The 24,721-nt window shown below is 68.7% G+C and carries 26 protein-coding genes and 1 pseudogene; 11 read left to right on the forward strand and 16 right to left on the reverse strand.

All coding sequences use genetic code 11. The features are described from left to right. Positions 1–43 precede the first annotated feature (43 nt). Entirely contained in the window at positions 44–1,039 is a 996-nt protein-coding gene (locus tag ACQ3HE_RS09735) for an arsenic resistance protein (RefSeq protein WP_430892477.1), read from the forward strand. 126 nt (positions 1,040–1,165) lie between these two features. Here the strand turns inward: ACQ3HE_RS09735 and ACQ3HE_RS09740 are convergent, their stop codons facing one another. Next, a complete protein-coding gene (locus ACQ3HE_RS09740) occupies positions 1,166–1,561 on the reverse strand; it encodes a winged helix-turn-helix transcriptional regulator (RefSeq protein WP_430892478.1) in 396 nt (131 codons plus the stop codon). Between the two features lie 55 nt (positions 1,562–1,616). Between ACQ3HE_RS09740 and ACQ3HE_RS09745 the strand changes: the two genes are divergently transcribed. The 3 genes from ACQ3HE_RS09745 to ACQ3HE_RS09755 all read left to right on the forward strand — a co-directional run bounded on the left by ACQ3HE_RS09745 (position 1,617) and on the right by ACQ3HE_RS09755 (position 4,451). Beyond that, complete coding sequence (locus tag ACQ3HE_RS09745) at positions 1,617–2,462, forward strand: NmrA family NAD(P)-binding protein (protein WP_430892480.1); 846 nt, start codon at positions 1,617–1,619, stop codon at positions 2,460–2,462. Between the two features lie 445 nt (positions 2,463–2,907). After that, positions 2,908–3,108 (forward strand): hypothetical protein, encoded by a 201-nt coding sequence (locus ACQ3HE_RS09750; protein ID WP_430892482.1) that lies wholly within the window; start codon positions 2,908–2,910, stop codon positions 3,106–3,108. Positions 3,109–3,635: 527 nt separating this feature from the next. Next, positions 3,636–4,451 (forward strand): COG4705 family protein, encoded by an 816-nt coding sequence (locus ACQ3HE_RS09755; RefSeq protein ID WP_430892484.1) that lies wholly within the window; start codon positions 3,636–3,638, stop codon positions 4,449–4,451. Here ACQ3HE_RS09755 and ACQ3HE_RS09760 read toward each other — a convergent pair. The 4 genes from ACQ3HE_RS09760 to ACQ3HE_RS09775 all read right to left on the reverse strand — a co-directional run bounded on the left by ACQ3HE_RS09760 (position 4,424) and on the right by ACQ3HE_RS09775 (position 8,172). After that, entirely contained in the window at positions 4,424–5,848 is a 1,425-nt protein-coding gene (locus tag ACQ3HE_RS09760) for a sensor histidine kinase (RefSeq protein ID WP_430892485.1), read from the reverse strand. The genes ACQ3HE_RS09755 and ACQ3HE_RS09760 overlap by 28 nt on opposite strands. Next, positions 5,845–6,525 carry a response regulator transcription factor gene (locus tag ACQ3HE_RS09765; protein WP_192018398.1) on the reverse strand — a complete coding sequence of 227 codons (681 nt, stop codon included), beginning with the start codon at positions 6,523–6,525 and terminating at the stop codon, positions 5,845–5,847. The genes ACQ3HE_RS09760 and ACQ3HE_RS09765 overlap by 4 nt, the downstream gene beginning before the upstream one ends. 57 nt (positions 6,526–6,582) lie before the next feature. Continuing rightward, positions 6,583–7,425 carry a COG4705 family protein gene (locus ACQ3HE_RS09770; RefSeq protein ID WP_430892486.1) on the reverse strand — a complete coding sequence of 281 codons (843 nt, stop codon included), beginning with the start codon at positions 7,423–7,425 and terminating at the stop codon, positions 6,583–6,585. Between the two features lie 105 nt (positions 7,426–7,530). Next, entirely contained in the window at positions 7,531–8,172 is a 642-nt protein-coding gene (locus ACQ3HE_RS09775; protein ID WP_240044053.1) for a DedA family protein, read from the reverse strand. Positions 8,173–8,367: 195 nt separating this feature from the next. Here ACQ3HE_RS09775 and ACQ3HE_RS09780 point away from each other — a divergent pair, with 195 nt between their 5' ends. Further along, complete coding sequence (locus ACQ3HE_RS09780) at positions 8,368–8,757, forward strand: VOC family protein (protein ID WP_430892487.1); 390 nt, start codon at positions 8,368–8,370, stop codon at positions 8,755–8,757. Positions 8,758–8,817: 60 nt separating this feature from the next. Then, positions 8,818–9,282 carry a phage tail protein gene (locus ACQ3HE_RS09785; RefSeq protein WP_137243541.1) on the forward strand — a complete coding sequence of 155 codons (465 nt, stop codon included), beginning with the start codon at positions 8,818–8,820 and terminating at the stop codon, positions 9,280–9,282. Positions 9,283–9,387: 105 nt separating this feature from the next. On the opposite strand, the pseudogene ACQ3HE_RS09790 reads toward ACQ3HE_RS09785, so the two are convergent. From ACQ3HE_RS09790 to ACQ3HE_RS09815, 6 genes and pseudogenes are all read right to left on the reverse strand, one after another. Beyond that, positions 9,388–9,498: pseudogene (locus ACQ3HE_RS09790) on the reverse strand (PaaI family thioesterase); the annotation flags it as partial. Between the two features lie 114 nt (positions 9,499–9,612). Next, entirely contained in the window at positions 9,613–10,275 is a 663-nt protein-coding gene (locus ACQ3HE_RS09795; protein WP_430892488.1) for a response regulator, read from the reverse strand. Further along, positions 10,272–11,543, reverse strand: a complete 1,272-nt coding sequence (locus ACQ3HE_RS09800) for a sensor histidine kinase (protein WP_430892489.1) — start codon at positions 11,541–11,543, stop codon at positions 10,272–10,274. Before ACQ3HE_RS09800 ends, ACQ3HE_RS09795 begins: the two co-directional genes overlap by 4 nt. A gap of 68 nt (positions 11,544–11,611) precedes the next feature. Then, positions 11,612–12,838, reverse strand: coding sequence for a serine hydrolase domain-containing protein (locus tag ACQ3HE_RS09805; RefSeq protein WP_430892490.1), 1,227 nt, complete (start codon positions 12,836–12,838; stop codon positions 11,612–11,614). 14 nt (positions 12,839–12,852) lie between these two features. Further along, a complete protein-coding gene (locus ACQ3HE_RS09810; RefSeq protein WP_430892491.1) occupies positions 12,853–13,677 on the reverse strand; it encodes a hypothetical protein in 825 nt (274 codons plus the stop codon). After that, positions 13,677–14,423, reverse strand: a complete 747-nt coding sequence (locus ACQ3HE_RS09815; RefSeq protein WP_430892492.1) for an ABC transporter ATP-binding protein — start codon at positions 14,421–14,423, stop codon at positions 13,677–13,679. The genes ACQ3HE_RS09810 and ACQ3HE_RS09815 overlap by 1 nt, the downstream gene beginning before the upstream one ends. A gap of 99 nt (positions 14,424–14,522) precedes the next feature. Between ACQ3HE_RS09815 and ACQ3HE_RS09820 the strand changes: the two genes are divergently transcribed. Continuing rightward, the gene (locus tag ACQ3HE_RS09820) at positions 14,523–15,077 is read left to right on the forward strand and encodes a hypothetical protein (protein WP_430892493.1); all 555 of its coding nucleotides are present in this window, start codon (positions 14,523–14,525) and stop codon (positions 15,075–15,077) included. 81 nt (positions 15,078–15,158) lie between these two features. Beyond that, positions 15,159–15,872: an HAD family hydrolase gene (locus ACQ3HE_RS09825; RefSeq protein ID WP_430892494.1), complete on the forward strand. Its 714-nt coding sequence runs from the start codon at positions 15,159–15,161 to the stop codon at positions 15,870–15,872. A 31-nt stretch (positions 15,873–15,903) separates the two neighbouring features. Here the strand turns inward: ACQ3HE_RS09825 and ACQ3HE_RS09830 are convergent, their stop codons facing one another. From ACQ3HE_RS09830 to ACQ3HE_RS09840, 3 genes are all read right to left on the reverse strand, one after another. Next, positions 15,904–16,347, reverse strand: a complete 444-nt coding sequence (locus ACQ3HE_RS09830) for a BLUF domain-containing protein (RefSeq protein WP_430892495.1) — start codon at positions 16,345–16,347, stop codon at positions 15,904–15,906. Between the two features lie 505 nt (positions 16,348–16,852). Next, on the reverse strand, positions 16,853–18,124 hold the full coding sequence (locus ACQ3HE_RS09835) for an HNH endonuclease signature motif containing protein (protein ID WP_430892496.1): 1,272 nt from the start codon (positions 18,122–18,124) through the stop codon (positions 16,853–16,855). A 306-nt stretch (positions 18,125–18,430) separates the two neighbouring features. Then, positions 18,431–19,027: a hypothetical protein gene (locus ACQ3HE_RS09840; protein WP_430892497.1), complete on the reverse strand. Its 597-nt coding sequence runs from the start codon at positions 19,025–19,027 to the stop codon at positions 18,431–18,433. Positions 19,028–19,085: 58 nt separating this feature from the next. Between ACQ3HE_RS09840 and ACQ3HE_RS09845 the strand changes: the two genes are divergently transcribed. Beyond that, entirely contained in the window at positions 19,086–20,408 is a 1,323-nt protein-coding gene (locus ACQ3HE_RS09845; RefSeq protein ID WP_430892499.1) for an FAD-dependent oxidoreductase, read from the forward strand. Between the two features lie 183 nt (positions 20,409–20,591). Here ACQ3HE_RS09845 and ACQ3HE_RS09850 read toward each other — a convergent pair whose 3' ends face one another. Together ACQ3HE_RS09850 and ACQ3HE_RS09855 are read right to left on the reverse strand one after the other, a co-directional pair. Then, positions 20,592–21,902: an ABC transporter permease gene (locus tag ACQ3HE_RS09850; RefSeq protein ID WP_430892500.1), complete on the reverse strand. Its 1,311-nt coding sequence runs from the start codon at positions 21,900–21,902 to the stop codon at positions 20,592–20,594. After that, positions 21,899–22,606: an ABC transporter ATP-binding protein gene (locus ACQ3HE_RS09855; RefSeq protein WP_430892502.1), complete on the reverse strand. Its 708-nt coding sequence runs from the start codon at positions 22,604–22,606 to the stop codon at positions 21,899–21,901. Before ACQ3HE_RS09855 ends, ACQ3HE_RS09850 begins: the two co-directional genes overlap by 4 nt. Positions 22,607–22,772: 166 nt before the next feature. Here ACQ3HE_RS09855 and ACQ3HE_RS09860 point away from each other — a divergent pair, with 166 nt between their 5' ends. Next, positions 22,773–24,008, forward strand: a complete 1,236-nt coding sequence (locus ACQ3HE_RS09860) for a sensor histidine kinase (RefSeq protein ID WP_430892504.1) — start codon at positions 22,773–22,775, stop codon at positions 24,006–24,008. Continuing rightward, a complete protein-coding gene (locus tag ACQ3HE_RS09865; protein WP_430892505.1) occupies positions 24,005–24,682 on the forward strand; it encodes a response regulator in 678 nt (225 codons plus the stop codon). Before ACQ3HE_RS09860 ends, ACQ3HE_RS09865 begins: the two co-directional genes overlap by 4 nt. Positions 24,683–24,721 lie beyond the last annotated feature (39 nt).

The following is a 24,721-nucleotide window of genomic DNA, read 5'->3' on the forward strand; positions in this document are numbered from 1 at the left end:
CGGCTTGACCTTCCAGTGGCTCGAATGTTTACGGTTGAGCCTCGTGCCCCTCAACTCTCGGTCCCTCGTGGCGGCGGTCGTCCCGTGGCTGGAACGTCACCAGATCGTCCTCTACCTCGCGGCGATCGCTGCTGGCGGCGTCCTCGGCCTGCTCCTACCTGGCGCGCATCATCTGGAGATGGCGATCGAGCCGGTGCTCGCGCTGCTGCTGTTCGCGACGTTCCTCGGAGTTCCGTTCGCCGCGATCGGCCGCGCGCTTCGCGACGTCCGGTTCCTCAGCGCGGTCGGGTTCGTGAACTTCGTCATCGTGCCGCTCGTCGCCTACGGTCTGTCGCGGTTCGTCGCGGATCAACCGGCGCTGCTATTCGGGGTGCTGTTGGTGCTGCTGACGCCGTGCATCGACTACGTGATCGTGTTCGCCGGCCTCGCGGGAGGAGCCGCGGAGCGTCTGCTCGCGGCGGCTCCATTGCTGATGCTCACGCAGATCCTCTTGCTGCCCGTCTACCTGCTGCTGTTCGTCGGTCCCAGCGGTGTCGCGGCCGTCGAGCTCGGCCCGTTCGTGCGCGCGTTCCTGCTGCTCATCGTGCTGCCACTGACCGCGGCCGCGGCGACCCAGTGGCTCGCCAAGCGGCACCGGATCGGGCGCGGGATCGAACGCACCATGCTGGCGCTCATGGTGCCGCTGATGGTCGCGACCCTGTTCACGGTCGTTGCCTCGCAGGCGGGGGCCGTGAGCACCGCGGCCCTGCAATTGCTCGTGCTCGTGCCGCTGTATGCGGCGTTCCTCGTCGTCATGGCGTTCGTCGGCACGGGTGCCGGGCGCCTGTTCCGCCTCGACGTCCCGGCGACCCGTGCCCTGGTGTTCAGCGGTGCCACCCGGAACAGTCTCGTGGTCCTGCCGCTCGCGCTCGCGCTGCCCCCGTCACTGGCGCTCGCGCCCGTGGTGGTCGTTACGCAGACGCTCGTCGAGCTGGTCGGCATGGTCGTGTTCGTGCGGCTCGTCCCACTGCTGGTTCGGGAACGAACACCGGTCAGCTGAACCTCGCAGGTTGGGTTTCGACAACAAGTTCTGAGCACCCGACGTGTGTGGGACCTCGCCAACTGCACCGGACCAACAGGCGAGTGCTCCGAAACAATCGTTTCCAGCTGACCGCTACGCCCTGCGTCAGGAGTGCGTGGTCGGCTGGTAAACCACACCAGTGCACGATGCCGGGAGCGCGACAGCATCTTCTTCGTCTGCCGCGGCTGGAACGGTCAGTGCCCAGGCGTTCATGGCGTCAAGGACGGGCCGTAGGCCCTGGCCCAGTTCGGTGAGCTCGTACTCCACTCGGGGAGGAATTTCCGGGTGCGAGGTTCGGGTGACGATTCCATAGGTCTCGAAGCGACGCAGCCGATCCGTCAACGTGTGAGCACTGATCCCTGGCAGTGCGTCCTTCAACCGGCCAAAACGGTGAGGTCCGTTCAGCAGCTCTCGAACGATCAAGGTCGCCCACGGACCCTCCAGAAGCGACAGGAATCGAGCGATCCCGCACGCTGGCCAGGTCTGTGCTGTGAATCCCATGATGCCTCCTTAGTGCACTTGAAGTAACTAGTGCATCGTATGCACTAATGGTGTCATGACATTTATCATTCATGGTGCAACGGGTGCCCAGGGCGCCCCCATCTTCTCCCTCCTGCACGCGGCAGGCCACGACGCCATTGCGGCGGTGCGCGACACGGCGAAGGTCGACGGGAAGGCTGTCTCCGTCGACTTCGATTCGGCGGCGTCCCTCGCCGAGGCGTACCAAGGCGCAGACGGTGTCTTCGTTCACCTGCCCCTGGGAAGCCCGGACCAGCAGGTAACGTTCGCGACGGCGATCGGCGACGCGGTCGCGAAGGCGCGCCCCAAGCGAGTCGTGTTCTCGACCAGCGGCTACCCGCTGACCCTGCCCGATGGCACCAGCACTGCGCACGGCATCCTCCACGACAGACTGGAGAAGTCAGGAGTGGCTTACGCCGTCATCGCTCCGAAGACGTTCCTCGAGAACCTGCTGTTGCCGGTCACCCTCGACCCCGCCCGCATAGAGGGGAAGCTTCGCTACCCGATCCGTGAGGACTACGCCATCTCGTGGATCTCCCACCTGGACATGGCTGACATCGCAGTGCAGCTCCTCACCGACAACGTCGGCGTGCAGGGCGTTGTCACCGCAGGTGCACTGCCGGCCCTGCTCGGCGACGACCTCGCTGAAGGATTCTCGGCACACCTGAACACGCCGGTCACCTTCGAGAGCCAGAACCCCGACGACTACGGGAAGCTGATCACCCCACTCTTCGGAGCCGCGGGCGTTGAGCCCGTCATCGCGTCGTACCACGCACGATGGTCGATGCCCGACGAGCGCATCGACGAGTCCCGGTCCGCGCAGACGCTGCTCGGCATCTCTCCTCGTTCTGTTGCACAGTGGCTTCGCGACACGGGGATCTAAAATCCCAGCACGAGCGACGGCGTCGGGCCCGGGGTCCGGCGCCGCGTTCGCGCCTGGTCGCCTGAGCCATGCCGAAGCCGTCGCACTCAAGGCAGAACATCGAGCAGAGCACGCTCTGCCGAATCTCGACGCCTTCTCCGCTCGAACCGTCACCGCCACCGTGCCGAGTTCATCGGGACCGGCTCCACATACGCACGTGTGACACCGCAGTGTCTCCACCCGGCATGATTCACGCTGGGAAGGTTTCGGTGCGCGAAACGGACCGGTTCGGAAGCCTCCCGCCTGTGTATAACTCCTCGGGAATAAGACTGATAACCCATGTTATGACTCGTCATTCCGGTTTTATGGACACGGGATGCGCCTTCACTGACGCCCTAGCTGACGTCGACGGCAATGCTACAGTCGCGACCATGCCCCTCAGATGCGTTCGCGATCTGCTGCCGACATGAAGACCTCGGCCAAAGCCTCGTGGGCTCGCTTGGCGTTCATCGTGTTCCTGGCGTTGATCTTGCTGGTCAGCCCGACGATGCAAACGCCGTTGAAGGTGGCATTCATCGTGTTGCTGGTCGGCAACGTGACACTGCTCGTGCTCCGGTGGCCACGCAAGCCGAAGCAGGTGCCAGAGGACGACGGCGAGCATTCGTAGCTCGAACCGTTCGCGACCGCGATGAACTATGCGTCGGGTGACGTGTCGGGGTGTTCGCTCTCCGGCATGACGTCGAGGCCAGCGAGGGTGAACGACCGATCCATCATCGCCTCCAGTCAGAAGCGGTTGATCGCGATGGGCCGGGAACCCTCGAACCGGAAGAAGATCGGTACGCCGCAGTCGATCCAGGCGGGCTCAGCCTCGCCGCCTTCGTCGTCGTCGACGCGCTCCTCGGACTCCGAACCCGCGCACGGACGGCCAAGACGCGTTAGGGACTCGGTGGTGCTGGGGTCTGCCGGGAGACGATGTTTCGCGGACGGTGAGGCGATACGTCACGACAGGGGGTGCCGCAAACGCTTCCCTGGTCGGAGCCAACCGTCATGACGCCGACGGATCTCATCGCGGCTGGGGCTGGTTGTTCGCTTGGCGTGCCGACACCGAGCGGGGTGGCGCTGGCTGAGAGTGCTCTCAGAGCTCCGCGCTCGCTTTCCGTGTCATCTCTCGGGACGCGCGTGCAGGCTCCGTTCATGAGTGTTGTGCCTGCGCCCGCGTCGTTCGTCGCGTCGAAGGTGCCCGAGATCACGGCGTTCTTCTGGGCGCTGAAGCTGCTGACCACGGGGCTCGGTGAGACGGCGTCCGACTGGATGGTCGTGCACCTCGATCCGGTATCGGTCGTGCTGGGCACGGCGGTGGTGTTCGGCGCGTGTCTGACAATCCAGCTGCGGGCGCCGCGGTACTCGGTGTGGCGGTACTGGTTGTTGGTGGGCATGATCGGGGTGTTCGGGACGATGGTCGCCGATGTCGCGCACATCGTCGTCGGGGTGCCGTACATCGTCTCGACGGCGGCGTTCGCCGTGGCACTCGCCGTGGTGCTGGGCGTGTGGTGGCGATTCGAGGGCACGTTGTCGATCCACTCGATCACGAGTCGCCGGCGGGAGGTGTTCTACTGGGCGACGGTGTGCGCGACCTTCGCGCTCGGCACCGCCGTCGGTGACCTCGCCGCGCACGACCTCGCTCTCGGCTACGGCGGGTCCGCCATCCTCTTCGGCGTACTGTTCCTGCTACCGGGTCTGGCATACCGGTTCTTGGGTTGGTCGGCGGTCGCGATGTTCTGGGCGTCGTACATCGTCACGAGACCGCTCGGTGCGTCGATTGCGGACGGGCTCGCGGTGGTGCCTTCGCGAGGCGGTCTGGGTTTCGGAACGGGTCCGGTGACGCTGGTCGCTCTTGCCCTCGCGATTGGACTCGTCGCCGTCTTAGCGCGACGCCACGCCCGCAACCCGATGCCCGCCGGAAAACGTTCAGGCGGCGCCGGTCAGCTGTCGTGCGACGACGCCGCCTGAACGGCAGGCAGGCCGATGCGGATCGTCAGCCCGTCGCCCGGCCGGTTGTCCAGCTCGATGCTGCCACCGGCGTTCCGAACCAGTGCGGCGACGATCGCGAGTCCGAGACCGGTTCCCTGACCGCCGGTCCGCGAGGCATCTTGACGGGTGAAGCGGTCGAGCGCGAACGGCTCGAACGCCGGATCCATCCCACCGCCGGTGTCGGTTACGAGGAGCCATGCGAATCCTCCTCCAACGGTCAGCTGGACGTCGATCACCCCGCCGTGGCCGACGGCGCGCAGTGCATTGTTGAGCAGGTTGTCCAGGATGCGTCCGAACGCCTCAGCGCCGATCGGGAAGCTGCCGGTGTCCTCTGTCCCGTCGTCGGACGCCAGGAGCTCCGGCCCGTCGTACAGAATCGAGATCGCCGTGTCCTGTGCGCGGAACCGTGCGCGGTCGGTCGCATCGTCGGCTTCACGATCGAGTGCTCCGATCGAGCTTCGAACACCGTCGTGGGCGGCTTCGATGGCCGAAAGTTCCAGCAGGGAGGTCACGAGGGCCGCCAGGCGGGCGACGTTCCGTCTGGCACCGTCGACGTCTCGCACCATCTGTTCCACCGAGGACGCTTCAGCGACCGCGACCTGCAGTTGGGTGTTCAGCAACGCGATCGGCGTGCGGAGCTCGTGGCTGGCGTCGGAGACGAGTTGCCGTTCCCGGCGGGCGGAGTCGCGCAGCCGCTCGATGAGCTCGTTCAAGGTGCGGGCGAGGTCCGAGATCTCGTCGCGAGCCTCGCCGACCGCGAGGAGTTCCGAGGACGACCCGGCGCTGAGCGCATCCGCACTCCGGCGAAGGCGACGGACTGGGCCGAGGGACAGACTGGTGAGCGCCCAGGCGGTCCCGGCAGCACCGACGGCGATCACCGCGAGGCCCGTGAAGAGCAGCGCGCGCATCTGCGCGAGCACGGTCGTCTCTTCCTGGGCGTCTCGGGCTGCCACCACAACCCAGTCCCCACCGGCGACTGCGACCGTCGTCGACAGGACGATGAAGGACGCATCTCCCACCCGGACGTCGTGCGCCTGCCCGGATCCGCCCACATTCGGCAGTTTGTCGGCAAGTGAGGTCGGCAGCGTGTTGATGGGCGTCGAGCCGTCGGGAGCCAGGACGGCGACGAGTTGTGATGGCCCGGGCGCGTCGAAGGAGTCGTCCGGTTCCGTCTGCAGGGCGACGACGTAGGGGGCGCTGTCGCTTGAGAGGACCGAGCTGGTGCCGTCACGGACGATGCGTTCGATCTGCGCGTTCAGGACGATGCCCGCGGCGACTGCGATGAGGATCGCGATGAGGAGACTGCCCCCGGCGATCCTCATCCGGATGCCGAGACGGTCGATCAGTCTGCGGGCCGTCGACACGGGGCCCGTCACGGACCCTGTGAGGCGACGAGCCGGAAGCCGACGCCGCGGGTGGTCAGGATGCGCACGCCCGCCCCGCTCTGCTCGAGCTTCCGCCGCAAGTAGCTCACGTACTGGTCGACGATGTTCGGATCGATGTGCTCGCTGGTTTCCCAGACCTCGGCGAGGATCTCGGCGCGGGTCACGGTGTCCTCGACGCGAAGCGCGAGCACGCGGAGCACGTCGAACTCCGTGCGGCTCAGCGGGATCTCCCGGTCGCCCAGCCGGGCACGATGGCGTGCGAGATCGACCGTCAGGTCGCCGAGCAGGATGCGGGCGGGTGCGTGCAGCGCGTCGCGGCGGCGGACGGCTCTGATGCGCGCGGACAGCTCGGCCAGGTCGAACGGTTTGACCATGTAATCGTCAGCACCGGCGTCGAGCCCCCGCACCCGATCGTCGACGGCGTGCCGAGCGGTCAGGAGGATGATCGCGATCGTGGGATCCAGCTCTTTCAACCGGCGGCTGAGCTCGAACCCCGACATCCCCGGAAGCATCACGTCGACGACCGCGAGCTCGAACCCCGTGTCCGTCGCGAGTCCGATGGCGTCGATACCGTCGTGTGACTCGACGACCTCGTGGCCGTCGGACGCCAGCCCGCGAGCAAGCAGTTCCGTCATCTCGTGCTCATCGTCGACGACGAGGATCCTCACGACCTGCCCCCTCCCGCCTGTTGCCGGCAATGCCCGCCCGGCCCCCGTTTCCACATCCTAGGACGCAGCGTGTCGCCGGGCGCCGGCTACCGCTGAGACGACCGACGGATCGGACGCCACAAGCTGTCGACGCTGACGCGCGAGCTGCACTGTCATGAAGACGACGAGGGCGATGATGACGATGCCGAACACCGCGCTCGTGGCGGTCGTCCCGAGCCCCAGCCCGCCGTCCGCGACCGGTTGGGAGGCGAGATCGCCGAGTGAAGCACCGAGCGGGCGGGTGAGGACGTAGGCGATCCAGAAACACACCACGGCGTTGGCATGGAAGACGACATACGCGATGGCGACGGCCGCGATGACCGCGGCGAACAGGACCGCGGCGAGCACGTAGCCGAGGCCGAGCGCCTCCGACAGGAAGTCTCCCGCCGCAGTACCGAGCGCGAAAGTGAACAGGATCGCCAACCAGTAGAACGCCTCGCGCCGGCGGGTCACGATGGAGTGGATCGACAGGGTCCGCTCGCGCCGGAACCACACCGTGAAGGTCGCCCCGAGCAGGACGGCGAAGCCGAGCGTCGAAGCCCACAGCGGCACCCCCACGACGTCGGTGAGGTTGTCGGTGATGAGGGTGCCGACGACGCTGATCAACACGACGGTGATCCAGTAGACCGTCGGCACGTAGCGGCGCGTCCGGAACTGGACGGCGAGGGCGACGAGGAACAGTGCGCCCGTCACGATCGACGTCGCCGTCAGTCCGAAGCCGAGCGTGTCGTTGAAGTAGTCGGCCGCGGTCTCGCCGACGGTAGTGGAGAACACTTTGATCACCCAGAAGGCCAAGGTGATCTGGGGGACCTTGCTGAGCAGCAGGTCACTGACGCGAGTGGATTCGAGTGTCGAGGTCATGCCTCAACGCTCCCGCTCCACCCTGCAGCCGGCCTGACGTTGACGACCCGCATTCGTGAGGGTGCTCACAGAATGCGCGGCGCCCGCGCGTCCCGGACGGCTGGTTCAGCGGTCTGTGCGTCCCGCGCGACGACTCCGGATCACGCTGACGATGATCGACAGAATGGAGATGACAACGATGCCGCCGAGGATCAGGTCGATGTATTGCGACACGAAGTCCGCCACGCCGGGGATCTGTCCAAGGAAGAACCCAGCGAGAATCAGCAGGGTCGGCCAGGCGATGCCGCCGACAATGTTGAAGAGCAGGAACCGCGGATAGTGCATCCGGGCCGTGCCGGCGGCGACCGGTGCGACGGTGCGGACCACGGGGACGAATCTCGCGATCGTCACCGTCGCCGAACCGTATCGGTCGAAAAATCCGTTCGTGCGCTCGAGGGTGGCCCGACTGATGAGTCCCGCGGCCTTCCGCTCGAAGACCCGAGGGCCGAGCCGCCTCCCGATGAGGTATCCGAGCTGATCCCCTGCGACCGCCGACACGGCGACCGCGAGAATGACGACTGCGACGGGCACGTCGATCACGCCGGAGAACGTCAGCACCCCCGTGAAGAAGAGCAGGGTGTCGCCCGGAAGCACGAACCCGATCAGCAATCCCGTCTCGACGAAGATGATCAGACACACGACGGCAAGCGCCCACCCGCCACTGCTCTGGATGATGGACTGAGGGTCGAAGAGACCGGTGTGGATCATCTCCCGAGCCTCGCACGCCGAGCGGCGCTGCGCCCTCGAACGCGGACCGACACCCTGAGAGTTCTGACAGAACCGACGCCAACGCGCCCCCACCAGACCTGCCGGTGACACACCCGCTTGTCGAAACACGTGCCGGCCGAGCACACTGGAGCACGACGGGCATTCGAACCCGTGATCGTCGCGAAGGAGTGCCCGGTGCAGTGGAGTCTCGAAGTCGTTCCCGTCAGCGTCGCCGACGTCGATCAGGCGAAGGACTTCTACGCCCAGCAGGTCGGATTCCACTTGGACCTCGACGTCCGAATCAGTGACGAGCTCCGCATCGTGCAACTCACACCGCCCGGCTCAGGTAGCAGCATCCAACTCAAGACCGGTGAGACCCGGCTGGAGGGCTTGCAGCTCATCGTCGACGACATCGATCAGGCACGCGCCGAGTTGGCCGACCGCGGTGTCGACGTGAGTCCAGTGACACACTTCGAAGACGGCGTCCGCCTCGAGGGCCGAGGTGGCGACTGGAACTCATTCGTCTTCTTCGCCGACCCCGGCGGGAACGCCTGGGTGATCCAGGAACGCCCCCAAACCCGCTGACGGCCACCGCGTGTGCATTTCGCCCTACAGTCGGATGGGTCGGTAACCGAGGAGGAACCAATGTCGTACGTCGTCGATTTCGTCACGGTGTCGGAGGTCGGGCTCGAGTCGTCGCCGGTGGCTGCGGCACTGGCCGGACTGCGGGCCAACGAGGCCCGCTACTTCAAGAACAAGTACGACCACGTCTTCACCGTCAGCCCCGCGAGCCAAGTGCCGGAGATCATCGAACGAGTGCACCGCATCTTGCAGGACGAGCGCAGCCTGACGATCGAATCCAGACCGCTCGAAGCCACCAGGTTCGAGGTGGAGGGCATCGACATGTCCTATGTGTTTTACGAGTCCGGACTCTCCATCAACGTCATGTACACGATCGAGGACGGTGGGAAACGCGCCGTCGGGTTCAAGCTCTCCGACGGTATGGACGTGCCTGCCGAACTCGAGTCGAGGTTCAAGTTCGCCCGCCAGAAGTCGAAACTCGCCGGCACCATCCGCGGCACGTATTTCGTGATCAAGAGCGTGTACTGAGGATCGACCCGCGGCGGTTGAACCCTCACCGGTTGTTCGCGCGTCAGTACCGCAGTCATGGCTACGCTGGCGACAATGACCATGATGACGGCCTGCCGCAGGTGCGAGCAGGTTGATCTTGTACTCAACGGTCAGCACTTCCGAGCCCTGGTCCATCAGCGTGAGGGCAGCGTAGGCTCCGGCGCTGTCCGCGATCGCGCTCGTCACACCGGCGTGGACGTAGCCGTGCTCTCATTTCTGGTCGACATCGGACCGCATCAACCTGTGGATAACTCACCGGGAATATGCCCGATAATTGTGATTATGTCTTTACGGCTCGTTAGCCGCAGCTCACCGCGGGTCGACGAGCCCCGCGCGGATGCCCCAGAGCACGGCCTGGAGGCGGTCGCGCGCTCCCGTCTTCTGCAGCAGGCCGGCGAGGTGGTACTTCACCGTCGTGGGTTCGACGAACAGGCGGTCGGCGATCTCCGCGTTGGAGAGTCCCTGCGCCAGGAGGTCGAGGACCTCGAACTCGCGGTCGGTCAGCGGCGACTCCGCCGGTGCCGTCGCGGCCGCGGGCGTCTCGCGCCGGCGCTCCGAGAACTCGCGGAGGATGCGACGGGTGAGGCGTTGGTCGAGCGTTCCCTCCCCCGCTGCGACGGACCGGATCGCGGCAAGCAGCGTCGCCTCATCGGCGCCCTTGAGCAGGAAGCCGGCCGCACCGGCCTCGAGGGCGGCGAACACGTCCGCATCGACATCGAACGTCGTCAGGATGAGGACGTCGGCGTCGAGATCCGGATCCGCCGTGATCGTGCGGGTCGCCGCGATCCCGTCCGTACCCGGCATCCGGATGTCCATGCAGATCAGGTCCGGACGCAGCTCCTTCGCCAACCGCACCGCGTCGGCACCGTCGATCGCCTCGCCCACCACCTCGATGTCGGGCTCGGCACCGAGGATCACCGAGAGGCCGGCGCGGACGACCGCCTGGTCGTCGGCGATGAGGAGGCGGATCATGCGTCACTCCGATGCTGGTCGGGACCCTGCTGATCGGGACGGTGTTCGTCGGGGATGGTCAGGCGGTTTCGCCACCCACCCTCGTCCGTCGGTGCTGAGGTCAAACTCGCTCCGATGAGCTCGGCACGCTCGCGCATGCCCCAGAGTCCGTAGCCGTCACGCGACGGCGAAGCAGGCCGCTGCGACGACGCTGCGTTCGTCACGGTGAGCTCGATCGCGTCCACCTCGAACCGCACCGACACGCGACAAACGGCTCCGGGCGCGTGCCGGGCGGCGTTCGCCAGCGATTCCTGGACGGTCCGGTACGCGGCCGTCTCCGCGAGCGGCCCCAGCACACGAGGCTCGCCGGTCACGGTGTAGGCGACGTGCTGCCCCCGCGACCGCGCCGCCTCGACGAGTTCCGGGATCGCCGCGATCGTCGGAATGGTCGCCGGCCCGAGCGTCGATCCGTCTCCGCCTCCCTGGGCGTCCGCATCGTCGCTGCGCAGCAGGCCGACCGTCCGCCGCAGGTCCACGAGCGTCGTGCGGGCATCGGACTGCACCGTCTGGAGCATCTCCCGAGCACGTTCCGGGTCGCGCTCCACCAGGGCGCTGGCCGCCTGCGCACTGACGATGATCCCTGACAGGTGATGTCCGGCGATGTCGTGCAGCTCCCGCGCGAGGGCGGTGCGCTCAGCGCGGAGGTCGTTCTGCACGCTGATGCGACGCTCGTTCTCGGCCATGCGTGCCTGGTCCTCGATCGCCGACAGCAGGCGCTCGCGACCCCTGGCGTACTCGGCGACACCGGCCGGGAGCACGTACTGCAACACGATTCGCGCAACGGCCGCGAACACGAGGATGAGCGGCTCCTCGGACGACCCGAAGATCATCGCGATGCCGCCGACCACCGTCGTCGCGACCGCACCGGCCACCAGCGCGCGGATGACCGTCCGCCGCTCCGCGCGACGAGCGAGCGCGTAGGTGGCGAGGATCACGCCGAACGAGCCGATCCCGAGTTCGCCACCACTGGACCCGAGGACCAGGAGGTCGAGGAGGACCGCCACGCCGAACACCGCGACAGGGTGCCGACGCCGGAAGAGCAGGGCGATGGCCTGGAGCACGACCAGCCCCGCGTGCGCCCACGGCGACACCTGACCCGGCACGGCGTGCAGCTCGTCGACCCACGGCACGACCCCGAGGTACCCCACCGCACCGGCGAGGACCAAAACCGGCGGGAGCGCCGAGCGCAGACGGGCCGCGACAGGGGCTGGCCGCGCGGAAGAGGTCATGGGTCGAGTCAACCACGCCGAGCGCCGACCCCGGTGGGGGCCGGCCCTCGGCGTCCGGTGGGCAGCGATCATCGCTCGCAGAGGGTCGCGTCGAGGGCGTCGACGACGATCCGGTACTGCTTCATCAACCGCTCGTTGTCATCGGGCGACACGACCGCCCACGGCAGCGAGGTGACGGCGATGGTGACGGCCGTGCCGTCGGGGCCGACCGCGTTGCGCGTCTGGGTTCCGGGGATGTCGCCGCCATGGCCCCACGCCACACCGCCGCAGCTCAGCGGGTAGCTCTGCAGGCCCAATCCATACCCCGCTCCCGGCCACAGCTCGTCACCAGCCGGAACCGTGGTCTGCATCTCGGCGAGGGTCTCCTCGTTCAGGAGTTCACCGTCGAGCAGGGCCTTCATGAAGACGTTGAGCTCGTGCGGTGTCGAGACGAGCGCACCGGCGGACCAGGCGAACGAGGTGTCGAGGGCCGTGATGTCCAGGAGGTCGCCGACGGTCTTCGCGTGGTACCCGTGCGGGTGCTCGCCGCGCAGCTCGCGTTCGCCCGGCGCAGGGAAGTAGGTGCGCTCGAGGTCGAGCGGCTTGACGATGCGCTCGTCGATCTGCTGGGCGAGTGCCCGGTCGGTGACGCTCTCGACCATGAGCCCCAGCACGAGGTAGTTCGTGTTGCTGTACGCCCACCGCTCCCCTGGCGCGAACACGGCCGGCTTTGCGAGGGCGATGTCGAGCATGTCGCGGGGTGAGGTGTAGCGCTCCTGTGCCGCGAACGCGTCGGCGGCGATCTGGTCGGCGTACTCGGGGAGCCCTGCCGTGTGCTGGAGCAGCTGACGGACCGTGATGCGGGTGCCGTCGATACCGTCGCCGGTGATGAGCCCGGGGAGGTAGGTGTCGATCGGGGCGTCGAGCGCGACCTTCCCCTCCTGGACGAGTTGCAGGACGACGGTCGAGACGAACATCTTCGTGTTGCTCGCGATCCGCACCTCGCCGTCGACCGGGGCCGGCTCGTCGGTCGCGAGGTCGCCGATGCCGGCGGCGACGTCGGTCGCCTCGCCGTCCGGCCCGATCACCGAGGCGAGTGCGGCGGGGTAACCGGCGTCGACGAGCGACTGCATCCGGTCCTGCAGCGGCCCGGATGCGGAGCCGGTGCCGGCGGTCTGCTCCGTGGCGCTGGAACAGGCGCTGAGCGAGACGGTTCCGGCGAGCAGGGCGGCGGCGGCCGAGACGGCGATGATCGTGCGGTGACGAGTCTGGTGCTGCGTCTTGGTCTGAGTGTGGGTCTGGGTCTGGTCGTTCATGTGGGTGGTTCCTTTCAGATGTCGCGGCGCGCGAGCGCAGCGGATGCGGCCGCGGTGAGGGCGGCGGTGAGGGCCACGAGGGCGAGGATGACGACGATCGGTCCGAGCCCGTCCGTTCCGCCGTGGATGACGCCCTGTGCGAGGGCGACGGGCAGGAACTGGGTCCAGGCCGGCACGGTGCCGCCGGTGACCAGCTGGATCGAGGAGACGACGACCGGTTCGAGGATGAGGATCGCGATCATCGTCAGAACGCCGGCGAGCTGGGTGCGGACGATGAGTCCGACCGCGAGTCCGATGACCGACAGGGCGGTGACGGCGAGGACACCGAGCCCGAACCGTGCTGCGAGGTCCGGGAGTCCGAGGACGAACGGCGTCCCGGTCGCTGCCAGGGTGATCACGAGCGTGACCAGGCTGACGAGGGCGAGTACGACACCGAGAGCGGCGCCGACGACTGCGACGGCGCCCGCCTTGGCTGCGACGATGCGGAACCGCTTCGGCGAGGCGAGGACAGCGCCGACGATGCCGCCGTAGCGGTCGTCACTCGTGCCGGCGAGCACGCCGAGCAGGGTGATCGCCAGGAGTGCGACGCCGATGGAGCCGCTGCCCATCGACGCACCGAGGGGGTTGAGCGCGTCGAGTTGGACGGCGCGGGAGGCGAGGTCCAGGACGGGGAAGTCGCTCCCGAGGGCGTCGAGGCCAGGGCCGATGTCGCCCTCGGCGAGGGCGGGCATGAGGGTGACGAAGGCGAGTTGCGTGACGATGAGTCCCACGACGGCGACCGCCGCGGTGACCTTCGTCGCGGTCGTGGTGACGAGCCCGATGAGTTCAGCGCGGAACATCAGCGCACCTGCCCGTTCTCGGGGAGCTGGGCGGTTCCGGTGACCTGGAGGTAGTACGCCTCGAGGTCGCCGCTCGATGCGGCGAGGATGTCGTCCATCGACGACTGGGCCACGACGCGCCCGTCGGTGATGACGACCACGTCGTCCGCGATGTCCTGGACGTCGGAGAGCAGATGGGACGAGAGCAGCACCGTTCCACCCGCGTCGGCGAACGCACGCAGCCGGAGTCGCAGCCACTGCATGCCTGCTGGGTCCAGGCCGTTCGACGGCTCGTCGAGGATGAGCACGGCCGGCTCGCCGAGGAGCGCTGCCGCGATCGCGATGCGCTGACGCATCCCGAGCGAGTACCCGCCGGCGGGGCGGTCGGCGTCGCGTGCCATGCCTACTTCGGTGAGGACCGCGTCGATGCGGGAGGCGTCGACCCCGATCCGTGCGGCGGCGATGCGGAGGTGCTGCCGCCCGGTGCGAGCCGGGTGGAGTCCGCCCGCGTCGAGGACGGCGCCGACGGTGCGCGCCGGCTGCTCGAGCTCGCGGTACGGGCGACCGAGGATGAGGCCGTCCCCCGCGTCAGGACGGGCGAGTCCCAGCAGCAGGCGGATGGTGGTGGTCTTCCCGGCGCCGTTGGGGCCGAGGAGTCCGACGACCCGGCCAGGGTCGACGGTGAAGGACACGTCATCGACGCGCGGGCGACCGTGGAAGGTCTTGCGGAGCCCGCGAGCCTCGATGGGATGAGTGGAGAGGTTCATGGATCCAGCCTCGGCGCAAGCCGCTCCGGGCACCCCCGCCTGCCGCACAGTCCCGGGCTGGCCGAACGGACAGTGATCGACGACCTCTAGGCTGCTGGCATGGACACGACTGCTCGGATGCACGATCGACGTCACCGTCTCGCGCCGCGCGCGACCGTCGTGGCCACGGTGGTCGTCGTGGTCGCCGGTCTGCTCGCCGGCTGCGCGTCGTCACCGTCGCCGGACCGGACGACGGCGGCATCCGCCGCGGCATCGGACTCCGCCACCCGCTCGGGCACCGGTGAGATCCGGCACGAGCTCGGCCCGCTCACCGACCGCTTCCCGCAGCTCGCCACCGCGCTCTCGGCGACCTGGATGTCGGGGACCATGGGCGACGAGCGGGTTCCGGGCCCGAGCACGTACTGGATCGACGCGGTCGTCGTCCTGGACGAGGCCGGATACGCGGAACTGCGGGCGCTCGCGCCAGGTGAGGCGGGCTCGGACGCGGAGGCGGAGCTCCCGGACCTCGACGCCGGACTCGACGACGCACTGCCGCCGGGACCGCTTGTACGTTCGTCCGCTCTCGACGACGCCTTCTCGCAGGACGGCCGCTCGACGCAGGTGTTCCTCGACGACACGACCAGCTCCGTGATCCTCACGAGTCGGTTCCAGTAGCGGGCGGCGCTGCGGGCTCGCATGTTCCGTGGAGAATGACCACCGCTTCACAATCGCGGGCTCGCGGGTTTGACTGGACGCATGTCCGAATCAGCTGACACCACCGTCCCCGAGAACGCCGACGACCGCATCGCGGTGCTCTTCGACATCGACGGGACGCTCGTCGACTCGAACTACCTGCACGTCGACGCGTGGGATCGCGCGTTCGCCGATGCCGGCAGGCCGGTCGACGCGTGGCGGATCCATCGCTCGATCGGCAAGGACGGCGGCGAGTTGCTCGAATCGCTGCTCGACGGGTCCGACGAGGTCGAGCAGTACGGCGAGCGGGCGAAGGAGCTGCACAGCGAGTACTACCTCCAGAACACCTCCCGGCTGCGGGTGATCGGTGGTGCGCGCGAGCTGCTCGGCGAGTTGGCAGGCCGCGGGATCGCGGTCGTGCTGGCGACCTCGGCTCCGGAGAACGAGCTCGAGATCCTGCGGGAGCTGCTCGACGTCGACGATGCGATCTTCGCGGCGACCTCGTCCGGTGACGTGGAGACCGCCAAGCCGGAGCCCGACATCGTCGAGGTCGCCCTCGATCGTGCGGGCGTGCCGGCGTCGCGAGCGGTCATGGTCGGCGATGCCGTCTGGGACATCGAGGCGGCTGCGCGGGCCGGTGTGGAGTGCATCGGGGTGCGCAGCGGTGGGTTCGGCGAGCAGGAGCTCCGTGACGCGGGTGCTGTCGCGGTCTACGGCGACGTCGCCGAGCTGCTCGCGAACCTCGACGACAGCCCGATCGGCAAGCTCGCAGGCTGACTGCGGGTGTGAGCGCGGGCTTGAGCGTGGCTCAGCTCCGCGTGGCGCGGCTGCGGAACCAGCGGGCGAGTTCCTGCAGGGCGCGCATGGTGGCGGTCGGGTCGTCGCGGTCGAGGTCGTCGAAGGTGTCGCGGTAGCCGTCGAGGTCTGCGGCGGAGCCGGTGTCGGCGCGTTCGAAGCCCATGGTCCAGGCGGCGAACTGGCGTTCGCGGATGGGCTCCTCGAACATCACGCGGATACCGGCGTGGCGCGGGTCGGCCGCGAGGGTGACCATCAGCTCGCGGACGGCGGCCTCGGGGCCCTCGAGGACCTGGAGGAACCGTCCGTCACGGTGGACGAGCATGCCGGTGAGCTGTGCGCGGGCGTTGTTCTCGCGGCAGACGGCGAGCAGGGCGGTGAGGTCGTCGTCGGTGAACGGCTGTGTCGCCGTGCTCGCGTACACAAGTGACAGCATCTGGTCTTCGTCGGTGCCCACGTCTGGAGCCTACCCGGCGGGGTGCGGAGGTGGTCCCGGAAGCACGCCGGGGCTGCCTGCCCTTCGACAAGCTCAGGGACCGAAACGTTCCGGACACACCTCTCCCGATCACTGAGCTTGTCGAAGTGCGCACGAGCACGCCTCAACGTTCCGGGCACACCTCTCCCCGGTAACTGAGGCAGCGCAACCCGAGTGCCCTTCGACAAGCTCAGGGACCGAAATGCATCCGAGCACAGTCCAGCTCGGTCACTGAGCCTGTCGAAGTGCCCACGAGGAACCCTCAACGCTCCGGGCACACCTCTCCCCGGTCACTGAGGCAGCGCAACCCGAGTGCCCTTCGACAAGCTCAGGGACCGAACCGGTTCCGGGCACACCCCTCCCGGTCACTGAGCCTGTCGAAGTGCCCACGAGCACGCCTGAACGTTCCGGGTACACCCCTCCCGGTCACTGAGCCTGTCGAAGTGCCCACGAGGAACCCTTCGACAGGCTCAGGGACCGGCGGGAGTCAGAATGGGGCAGGGTCCGGTTTCGTTCGATGGTGTTTGCCGTCGGGTGTCGTCCACACGAGGACCCCGCCGGGCCCGTGGTCGAGGTTCCAGCCGGGCAGATGCTTCATCCGGTGATGATGTCGACAGAGACACGCGAGGTTACCGACATCCGTCGCGCCGCCGTCTTCCCAGGCGACCGAGTGGTCGAGGTCGCACGCTCTGGCTCGCCTGCCGCAGCCCGGTGCCCGACAGGTGCCGTCCCGAAGCCGGACCGCGCGTTGGAGGTCCGCCGGAACGCGGTACTGGTTGCGCCCGACCGACAAGACCGCGCCGGTCTCGGGCTGGACGAGGATCCGGGTGAAGCTGGGTGCGTTCACCGCGATACGGGCGGCGGTCTCGGCGTCGATGGGTCCGTAGCCGTCGAGGGTGGCCGGAGCGTCGCTCACGCCGGCCACAGTGAGCGCCGGGACGGTGATCTGCACGGTGGGCTTGATGTGCTCCTGCACCTCGATCGGGTGCGGGAGGACCGGGTTCGACATGACGTCGTCGGGGGTGACGCCGGTGAGTGCGAGAGCTGCCAGGGCGTCGGCCTGCAGTTGTCCGCAGGTGCGGGTGTCGCCGGCGTTGCGTGACTCTGCTGCCGCGGCTTCGACGCGCTCGATGATGCCCTGGGCGATGGGTGCTGTGGTGAAGAGGTGCACCCAGGCCATGCCGTCCGCCGCGGGTTCGAACTCGACCCGGCGGTCGGCCTCCGAGCGGACCGCTCGGGCGGTGATGGACTCGGGGTGGAGGCGTTCGCGCAGGACGCGGGCTCGCCTGCGGAGGTTCGCGTTGGTGGACTCTTCCGCGACCGGCAGGACCTCGGCGAGGAACACCGCCCGCCCTGCGGTCGGCACGTCGCTGAGTTGGTCGATGATCGTCTGCGCGTGCCGGGCCGAGATGCGGCCGGCCTCGAGGGACGCGAGCACGGCGGGTGCGTCATTGACGAGACGCTCAGCGTCGTTCGTCGCCCGCTGGACCGTCTGCTCGGGCGTGCGCGTCGCCATCGCGAGGGCTGCGCACGTGGAGCGGCGCGACAGGGCCAGTCGCTCGGCCGGCGGGTAGATCGCCGGGACGACCGAGTCGGCGAGGGCGTCGGCATATGCGGCGGAGCGAGCCAGCAAGCGTGCCTCCCGTGCGTCGAGCGCCGCTCGCAGCCGTTGGATCTCCGCGTACTCGTCCGAGAACTCCGCGAGCTGCGCGGCGTAATCATCGCCAGCTCGAACTGCGGAGGTGGTGGTCTCGGTCATGACTTCAGTCCACCACGGACCACTGACATTCCAGATGCTGAGTCGAAGCGGTTGTGGAAGTTGATCGTGGGCCCTTCGACAGGCTCAGGGACCGGAGGAGGCATACCGGATTCGCAGGGTTCGCCCCGTGGGCCCTTCGACAAGCTCAGGGACCGGAGGGGGTTGCTCAGGGACCGGAGGGGGTTGCTCAGGGACCTGAGTGGGTTGCTCAGGGACGGACGAGGGTCGCTTAGGGACGGGCGAGGGTTGCTCGCGGACCGGAGTGGGTTGCTCAGGGACCGGATGGGCCAGCAGCTCCCGGGCCGCTCACCGGCCCATGAGCGCCTTCACGACCTCGACCGCGGCCGGTCCGTCGAGCGACGGATGACCGGCCCACTGCCCACCGGTGACGGATATCTCCGTCTCCGGCAGCACCACCGTCGTGACGATCACCGCGGCGACACCGGTCTCGACCGTCGCACTGTAAGCGGTCCCGCCAGCAGCCTCGATGGTCGCATCCGGGATCGGCGTGAGCCCGGCGGCGGCGAGCTCATCGGCCGACAGTGCCTCGCTCGACTCGGGCGAGACGACGATCTCCACCGAGCGGATGTCCGCCGCATCGATCGTCCCCTCCGGCGCCTCCCACCCGCAGACGGTCCCGTACTCGTCCGCCCCGTTGTCCTCCCGCGCGACGAGCCCCTCGATGTACGGCGCGACGGCCGCCTCCACCGCCGCGCAGTCGACCTGGAGGGACGATCCGTCTCCCGAGCCCCCGCTCGACGACTCCGCCGGCACCGACGCAGCGGGCGATGCGCTGCCGGCGGAGCCGCCACCGGGCCCACCGCCACCAGTGCACGCCGACAGCGCGAGCACGATCGTTCCGGACACGAGAAGCGGCAGTCCCGCCCGCTGCAACACACGCATGATGTCGACGATATGGGTTCCGGAGTAGTGTCCGGAAGAGACCGACGGGAGCAGCGCGATGAAACCGACGACCCCCACCGACAGCGATCACGGCGACCACACTGCCGACCACACCACGGACCGCGACTGCGTCATCGCGGGTGGCGGCCCGGCCGGCATGGTGCTCGGCTACCTCCTCGCCCGGTCCGGCCTCCGCGTGACCGTGCTCGAGAAACACGCCGACTTCTTCCGCGACTTCCGCGGCGACACGATCCACCCGTCGACCATCACCTTGCTCGGCGAGCTCGGCCTGCGCGAGCGGTTCCTGCGGCTGCCGCTCAACCGGTTGCAGGCGATGGACGCCGTGATCGACGGCCTGCGGATGACGATGGTCGACTTCCGCACCCTGCCAGCACCCGACCGCTTCCTCGTCCTCGCGCCGCAGTGGGACTTCCTGAACTTCCTCGCCGAGGAGGCGGCCGCACTGCCGAACTTCGAGCTCCGCCTCCGCACGGAGGCGACCGGCCTGATCATGGAGCAGGGCCAGGTCCGTGGCCTGCGCGCGACCACGACGACCGCCGAAGGCCCAGCGAGCGAAACCGACCCGGCGACCAGCACCTCCACCGACATCGAGATCGAGATCGAGATCCGAGCCACCCTCACGGTCGCGGCGGACGGACGCACCTCGGCACTCCGCGACGCGGCCGGACTCATCCCCGACGAGAGCGGCGTGCCGATCGACGTCCTGTGGTTCAGCCTGCCGAAGCCGGCCGACCCGCCGCCCCCGACCCTCGCCTACCTCTCGCCGCGCGGCATGGTGCTCACGATCGACCGGGGTGACCGGTACCAGTCCGGCATGGTCATCCGGAAGGGCGGCGCGGAGCTGCTCCGAGCCGAGGGCCTGCCGGCGCTCCGCCGCCGGATCGTCGATGCCGCGCCCGTCCTGCGTCAGGTGGTCGACACCCTGACCGACTGGGACCAGGTCAAGCTCCTCTCAGTCCAGCTCAACCGCCTCGACCGCTGGCACCGCCCGGGCTTCATCGCCATCGGCGACGCCGCGCACGCGATGTCACCGATGTTCGGCGTCGGGGTCAACTACGCGATCCAGGATGCGGTCGCCCTGTCCAACGCGATCGCCGACCACCTCGCCGCAGGGGACGCACCGTCCGGGGTCCTCGCGGCCGTCCAACGTCGACGCGAGCGGCCGGTGAGGATCATGCAGCGCATCCAGCGAGCGGGGCATCGGGTGATCTCCCGCACGACCACGGGCGACCGCATCGCGCCGCGGTCGGTGATCCGGCTGATGCGGCTCGCCGGACCCGTCGTCCGACCGCTTGCGGCGAGGTTCATCGGGATCGGTCTCAGACCCGAGCACGTCACCACCCCGAAGCGCGAAGCGTAGAAGAAGCGGGCGCGGAGCCTCAACCTCCGACGACGGGACGGCCGCTTGTCGTAACGTGGACGCCGCAGACGCGACCTGAGCGTCTGCGCCGGCGCTGCTCCTCAACCTGGCGCCGGCGCGGCTGTGGGGCGTCGCTTCCGCCACGCCCCACAGCCGCCACCCGGCATTCCCGACCACTGCACCTCACTCGTAGCGGAGCGACTCCACCGGATCGGCCTTGGCGGCACGGGCGGCGGGCAGGGTGCCGGCGAGGAACGCGATCACCATGACGACCAGGACGATGATCCCGAGCGACACCGGGTCGAACGCGATGAGGTCGAGGCCCGGCAGGTCGGCGAGGAGCGATCCGGACAGCGCGGCACTGATGCCGGTGCCGGCGAGCGCCGCGATACCGACGCCGATCGCACTGCCGAGGAAGCCGATGAACGCGGCCTCGAGGCTGAACAACCCGAAGACCTTCCCGCTCCCCATCCCCATGGCCTTCATCAGCCCGATCTCGCGGGTGCGCTCCTGCACGGACATGAGGAGGGTGTTCACGATCCCGAAGCTGGCCGCGAGGAGCGCGATGATCGCGAAGGCGTTGAGGACGAGGACGATCCCGTCGATCACCGTCTTGATGGTGCCGAGCTGGTCCGCGACGGTCGTGCCGGTGTAGCCCGCGTCGGTGAGTCGGTCCTTCAACGCCGTGACCTGCTCGTCGGTGGCGTCCGCGCTGAACCGGATGGACGCCTGCGCGTACCGGTCGACTTGGTCGGACGGGACGCCGATGTTCTGCGTCTCGTAGAGGAGGTCGGTGAGCGCGGCGTTCGGCACGATCGAGGCGCCGGTGGGCGAAGCGAGACTCTCCTCGGCGACTCCGACGACGGTCGCGTCCACGGTGTGCTGCGTGCGCTGCGCATCCGTGATCGCGACCGTGACCGTCTGCCCGACCGCGTCGGCGTCGCTTCCGAAGCCGAGCGGTTCCACGTAGGACGTGGGGAGCACGAGCTGGAGCGTGTCGGTGTCGTCGTCGGGCTGTGCACCGTCCACCAGCGTGACGCTCTGCCCGGAGATGAGCCCACCGACACCGACGACGTACTTCGTGCCGCCGCCCGCCTCGATGTAGTCGGTCGAGATCGACTTCACGGCCTGGACGTCGAGGACGCCGTCGATCCTGCCGAGCTCGTCGAGGTCGGTCGGTGTCAGGGCGACGACGGTCGATCCCGGCGCGCCGGCACCGGTGGCGGCGACCGCGTCCGGGTCGTACTCCTTCGGCCCGCTCGTCGCCGCACCCAACCCGCCTGCGGTCTCGGACGTCTTGGTGACGGTCATCGTGTCGGACGCGCCGACGCTCGACACCGTGTCGTCGATGTAGGCGTTGATGCCCGTGCCGAGCCCGTTGGTGAGCGTGAGCGTGAACGCCCCGACGAAGATCGCCAGGATGGTCAGGATGGTGCGGGTCTTGGACCGGAACGTGTTCGCGACGGCGGTCCCGATGAGGTCGACGGTTCTCATGCGGCCACCGCCTCGTCCTCGACGAGCAGTCCGTCGCGGATGAGGATCCGCCGATCGCAGCGTGCCGCCAGCTCCTCGTCGTGCGTGACGACGATGAGGGTGATGCCGCTCTCCCGATTGAGGGAGAAGAGGATGTCCTCCACGACGGCGCCGGTCGCCGTGTCGAGGTTGCCGGTCGGCTCGTCGGCGAAGATGATCCGCGGGTTGTTGACGAGCGCGCGGGCGATCACCGTCCGCTGTTTCTGCCCGCCGGAGAGGTTCACCGCACGGTTCCGCGCCTTGTCCTCGAGCTGGAGCTGCGCGAGTGCGGCGAGCGCCCGGCGACGCCGGTCACCGCGGCGGACGCCGGCGATCTTCATCGGGAGCAGGACGTTCTCGAGCACCGTCGCGTTGGCGGTGAGGAAGAACTGCTGGAACACGAACCCGAAGGTCTTGTTCCTGGTCGTGTTGAGGCGGCGACCGCGGAGGGTGCTCGTGTCGACCCCTTCGAGCTCGACGGTGCCGAAACTCGGTGCGTCGAGGAGCGCGAGCACGTGCATGAGCGTGGACTTGCCGGAGCCGCTCTTCCCGACGATCGCGACGCTCTCGCCGGCGTGGATGTCGAAGCTCACCCCCTTCAGCGCGTCGAACCGGTTCTGACCGCGACCGTAGGAACGCCGGACGTCCCGGACCGAGATGATCGGCGGCGCTGTGGTGCTCTGCATGGTGTCTCCTCGTCTGGGGCCGGGTGCTCCGGCTCCACTCCAGACTCGCGGCGTCGCCCGTCCGGCGCGTCCCCCACCGGCGGACACCCGTGTACCGCGTCCGTGGTACCGCGGAATGCCACGTGCGGAGGAGTCGCCCGGCGCCGGTTCCCGGCAGACTGGGCCAATGACCTCCGCGACGCAGGATCACCGGGTGCGCGATCCGCGTCGGAGACCTCCGGCGTGGGTGCACGACGTGGTCGCCGCGGTCCTCATCATCGCCTCGGCGTTCATCCCCTTCCCCAATGCGGAGTTCCGGCCGGGCAGCCCGCTCGTCGTCGCCCTGGTCGTCGCGCCGGCACTCCTGCTCCCGCTCCGCCGACGTTGGCCCATCCCGGTGCTCGCTGCCGTCATCGCCTGTTACGGTGCGGCGGCGATCACGGGGACCCTCGCTCCCGGTGTCGTGATCGCGGCCGCGATCGCGATGTTCGGGGTGGCCGTTCGCTCGGCGCGTCGGACGACCCTGATCACGGCCGTCGCGACGATGGTCGCCGTCGCCCTCCTCAGCCTGCTGGCATCGATCGGCAGCTTCGATCCGCGGACGGTCCAGTTCGCGGTGATGATCGCGTTCGCCGCCGCAGCCGGCGACGGGACGCGATCACGCCGCGCGTACATCCTGGCGATCACCGAACGCGCGGAGCGGGCCGAACAGACCCGCGAGGCCGAGGCGAGGCGTCGGGTGACTGAGGAGCGTCTCCGGATCGCACGCGACCTCCACGACACCGTCGCGCATCAGATCTCGGTGATCAGCCTGAACGCCGGGGTGGCTTCGAGCTCCCTGGAGTCGCGGCCGGAGAAGGCGAAGGAGGCGCTCGTCTCGATCCGCCGGGCGTCACGGACGGTGCTCGGCGAGATCGGTGACCTGCTCGAGGTCCTGCGGAGCGACGGCGGGGACGCTGGCGCAGGCTCCCGTGGAACGCTGCCGCAGCCGGGACTCGACCGACTCGACGCATTGATCGCCGAGTTCACCACCGCAGGCCTCGACATCACGACACGGATCGACCCCGACGCACCAGAGCTGTCGACCGCCACGGACATGGTCGCGTACCGCGTCGTCCAGGAGGGGCTGACGAACGCACTGAAGCACGGTCCGGAGCGTCGTGCACACGTGCTCGTGGAGGGCGGCGACGGAAGGATCGTCGTCAGCGTGAGCAATCCGACGGCCCCCGGCGTCCCGCGTGAGCAGGCCGACGCGGCGCCGACCACCGGGCACGGACTCCTCGGCATCCGCGAGCGCGTCGCCGCCGTCCGCGGGGCCGTCGACGTCGGCGTGACCCCGGGCGGCTGGCGGTTGTCCGCGAGCCTCCCGACCGGCGAACCGATGCACGGAGACACGACACACCCCGAGGAGTCCCCCGCATGACCACCGTGCTCGTCGTCGACGACCAGTCGCTCATCCGCCAGGCGGTCGCCGACATCCTCTCCTCCGAGGCCGACCTCGAGGTCGTGGGCGAAGCCGTGGACGGCGCGCAGGCGGTGTCACTCGCGCGCGAGTTGCGACCGGACGTCGTGCTCATGGACATCCGCATGCCCGTGCTGGACGGCATCGGTGCGACCTCGGCGATCTGCGCCGACCCCGAGCTCGCGGACACCCGGGTCCTCATCCTCACCACGTTCGAGGAGGACGAGAACCTCATCGCGACCCTGCGCGCCGGCGCGAGCGGGTTCATCGGCAAGGGCTCGGAGCCCGAGGAGATCGTCCGCGCCGTGCGCGCGGTGCACGCCGGAGACGCACTCCTGTCCCCCGCGGCGACCCGGAGTCTCATCACCAGGTACGTCGTCGCTGCGGACGAACCGACGAGCCCGCGCCAGGTCCCCACCGAGCTGGCGCTCCTCACCGAGCGGGAGCTGGAAGTGTTGCTCCTCGTGGCCCGCGGACGCTCCAACCAGCAGATCGCCGACGACCTCGTCATCTCACCGCACACCTCGAAGACCCATGTGAACCGCATCATGACGAAGGTCGCCGCCCACGACCGCGCCCAGCTCGTCATCCTCGCGTACGAGAGCGGCCTGCTGCGGCCGGGCGCGGACGACTGAACCGGTACTGTCGTCGTGTCCACGTCGCCGCTCGGCACC

Origin of the sequence: Plantibacter auratus (assembly GCF_050587365.1) — a bacterium.
Lineage (GTDB): Bacteria > Actinomycetota > Actinomycetes > Actinomycetales > Microbacteriaceae > Plantibacter > Plantibacter auratus.

What these genes read in the sequence shown, in the direction of transcription:
- ACQ3HE_RS09865 (WP_430892505.1), top strand. Translation starts at nt 24,005, where the DNA reads ATGACCACCGTGCTCGTCGTCGACGACCAGTCGCTCATCCGCCAGGCG.
- ACQ3HE_RS09805 (WP_430892490.1), bottom strand. Translation starts at nt 12,838, where the DNA reads ATGAACGACCAGACCCAGACCCACACTCAGACCAAGACGCAGCACCAG.
- ACQ3HE_RS09840 (WP_430892497.1), bottom strand. Translation starts at nt 19,027, where the DNA reads ATGCGTGTGTTGCAGCGGGCGGGACTGCCGCTTCTCGTGTCCGGAACG.
- ACQ3HE_RS09775 (WP_240044053.1), bottom strand. Translation starts at nt 8,172, where the DNA reads ATGATCCACACCGGTCTCTTCGACCCTCAGTCCATCATCCAGAGCAGT.
- ACQ3HE_RS09785 (WP_137243541.1), top strand. Translation starts at nt 8,818, where the DNA reads ATGTCGTACGTCGTCGATTTCGTCACGGTGTCGGAGGTCGGGCTCGAG.
- ACQ3HE_RS09835 (WP_430892496.1), bottom strand. Translation starts at nt 18,124, where the DNA reads ATGACCGAGACCACCACCTCCGCAGTTCGAGCTGGCGATGATTACGCC.
- ACQ3HE_RS09825 (WP_430892494.1), top strand. Translation starts at nt 15,159, where the DNA reads ATGTCCGAATCAGCTGACACCACCGTCCCCGAGAACGCCGACGACCGC.
- ACQ3HE_RS09755 (WP_430892484.1), top strand. Translation starts at nt 3,636, where the DNA reads ATGAGTGTTGTGCCTGCGCCCGCGTCGTTCGTCGCGTCGAAGGTGCCC.
- ACQ3HE_RS09770 (WP_430892486.1), bottom strand. Translation starts at nt 7,425, where the DNA reads ATGACCTCGACACTCGAATCCACTCGCGTCAGTGACCTGCTGCTCAGC.
- ACQ3HE_RS09750 (WP_430892482.1), top strand. Translation starts at nt 2,908, where the DNA reads ATGAAGACCTCGGCCAAAGCCTCGTGGGCTCGCTTGGCGTTCATCGTG.
- ACQ3HE_RS09815 (WP_430892492.1), bottom strand. Translation starts at nt 14,423, where the DNA reads ATGAACCTCTCCACTCATCCCATCGAGGCTCGCGGGCTCCGCAAGACC.
- ACQ3HE_RS09855 (WP_430892502.1), bottom strand. Translation starts at nt 22,606, where the DNA reads ATGCAGAGCACCACAGCGCCGCCGATCATCTCGGTCCGGGACGTCCGG.
- ACQ3HE_RS09820 (WP_430892493.1), top strand. Translation starts at nt 14,523, where the DNA reads ATGGACACGACTGCTCGGATGCACGATCGACGTCACCGTCTCGCGCCG.
- ACQ3HE_RS09850 (WP_430892500.1), bottom strand. Translation starts at nt 21,902, where the DNA reads ATGAGAACCGTCGACCTCATCGGGACCGCCGTCGCGAACACGTTCCGG.
- ACQ3HE_RS09745 (WP_430892480.1), top strand. Translation starts at nt 1,617, where the DNA reads ATGACATTTATCATTCATGGTGCAACGGGTGCCCAGGGCGCCCCCATC.
- ACQ3HE_RS09740 (WP_430892478.1), bottom strand. Translation starts at nt 1,561, where the DNA reads ATGGGATTCACAGCACAGACCTGGCCAGCGTGCGGGATCGCTCGATTC.
- ACQ3HE_RS09800 (WP_430892489.1), bottom strand. Translation starts at nt 11,543, where the DNA reads ATGACCTCTTCCGCGCGGCCAGCCCCTGTCGCGGCCCGTCTGCGCTCG.
- ACQ3HE_RS09795 (WP_430892488.1), bottom strand. Translation starts at nt 10,275, where the DNA reads ATGATCCGCCTCCTCATCGCCGACGACCAGGCGGTCGTCCGCGCCGGC.
- ACQ3HE_RS09860 (WP_430892504.1), top strand. Translation starts at nt 22,773, where the DNA reads ATGACCTCCGCGACGCAGGATCACCGGGTGCGCGATCCGCGTCGGAGA.
- ACQ3HE_RS09845 (WP_430892499.1), top strand. Translation starts at nt 19,086, where the DNA reads ATGAAACCGACGACCCCCACCGACAGCGATCACGGCGACCACACTGCC.
- ACQ3HE_RS09810 (WP_430892491.1), bottom strand. Translation starts at nt 13,677, where the DNA reads ATGTTCCGCGCTGAACTCATCGGGCTCGTCACCACGACCGCGACGAAG.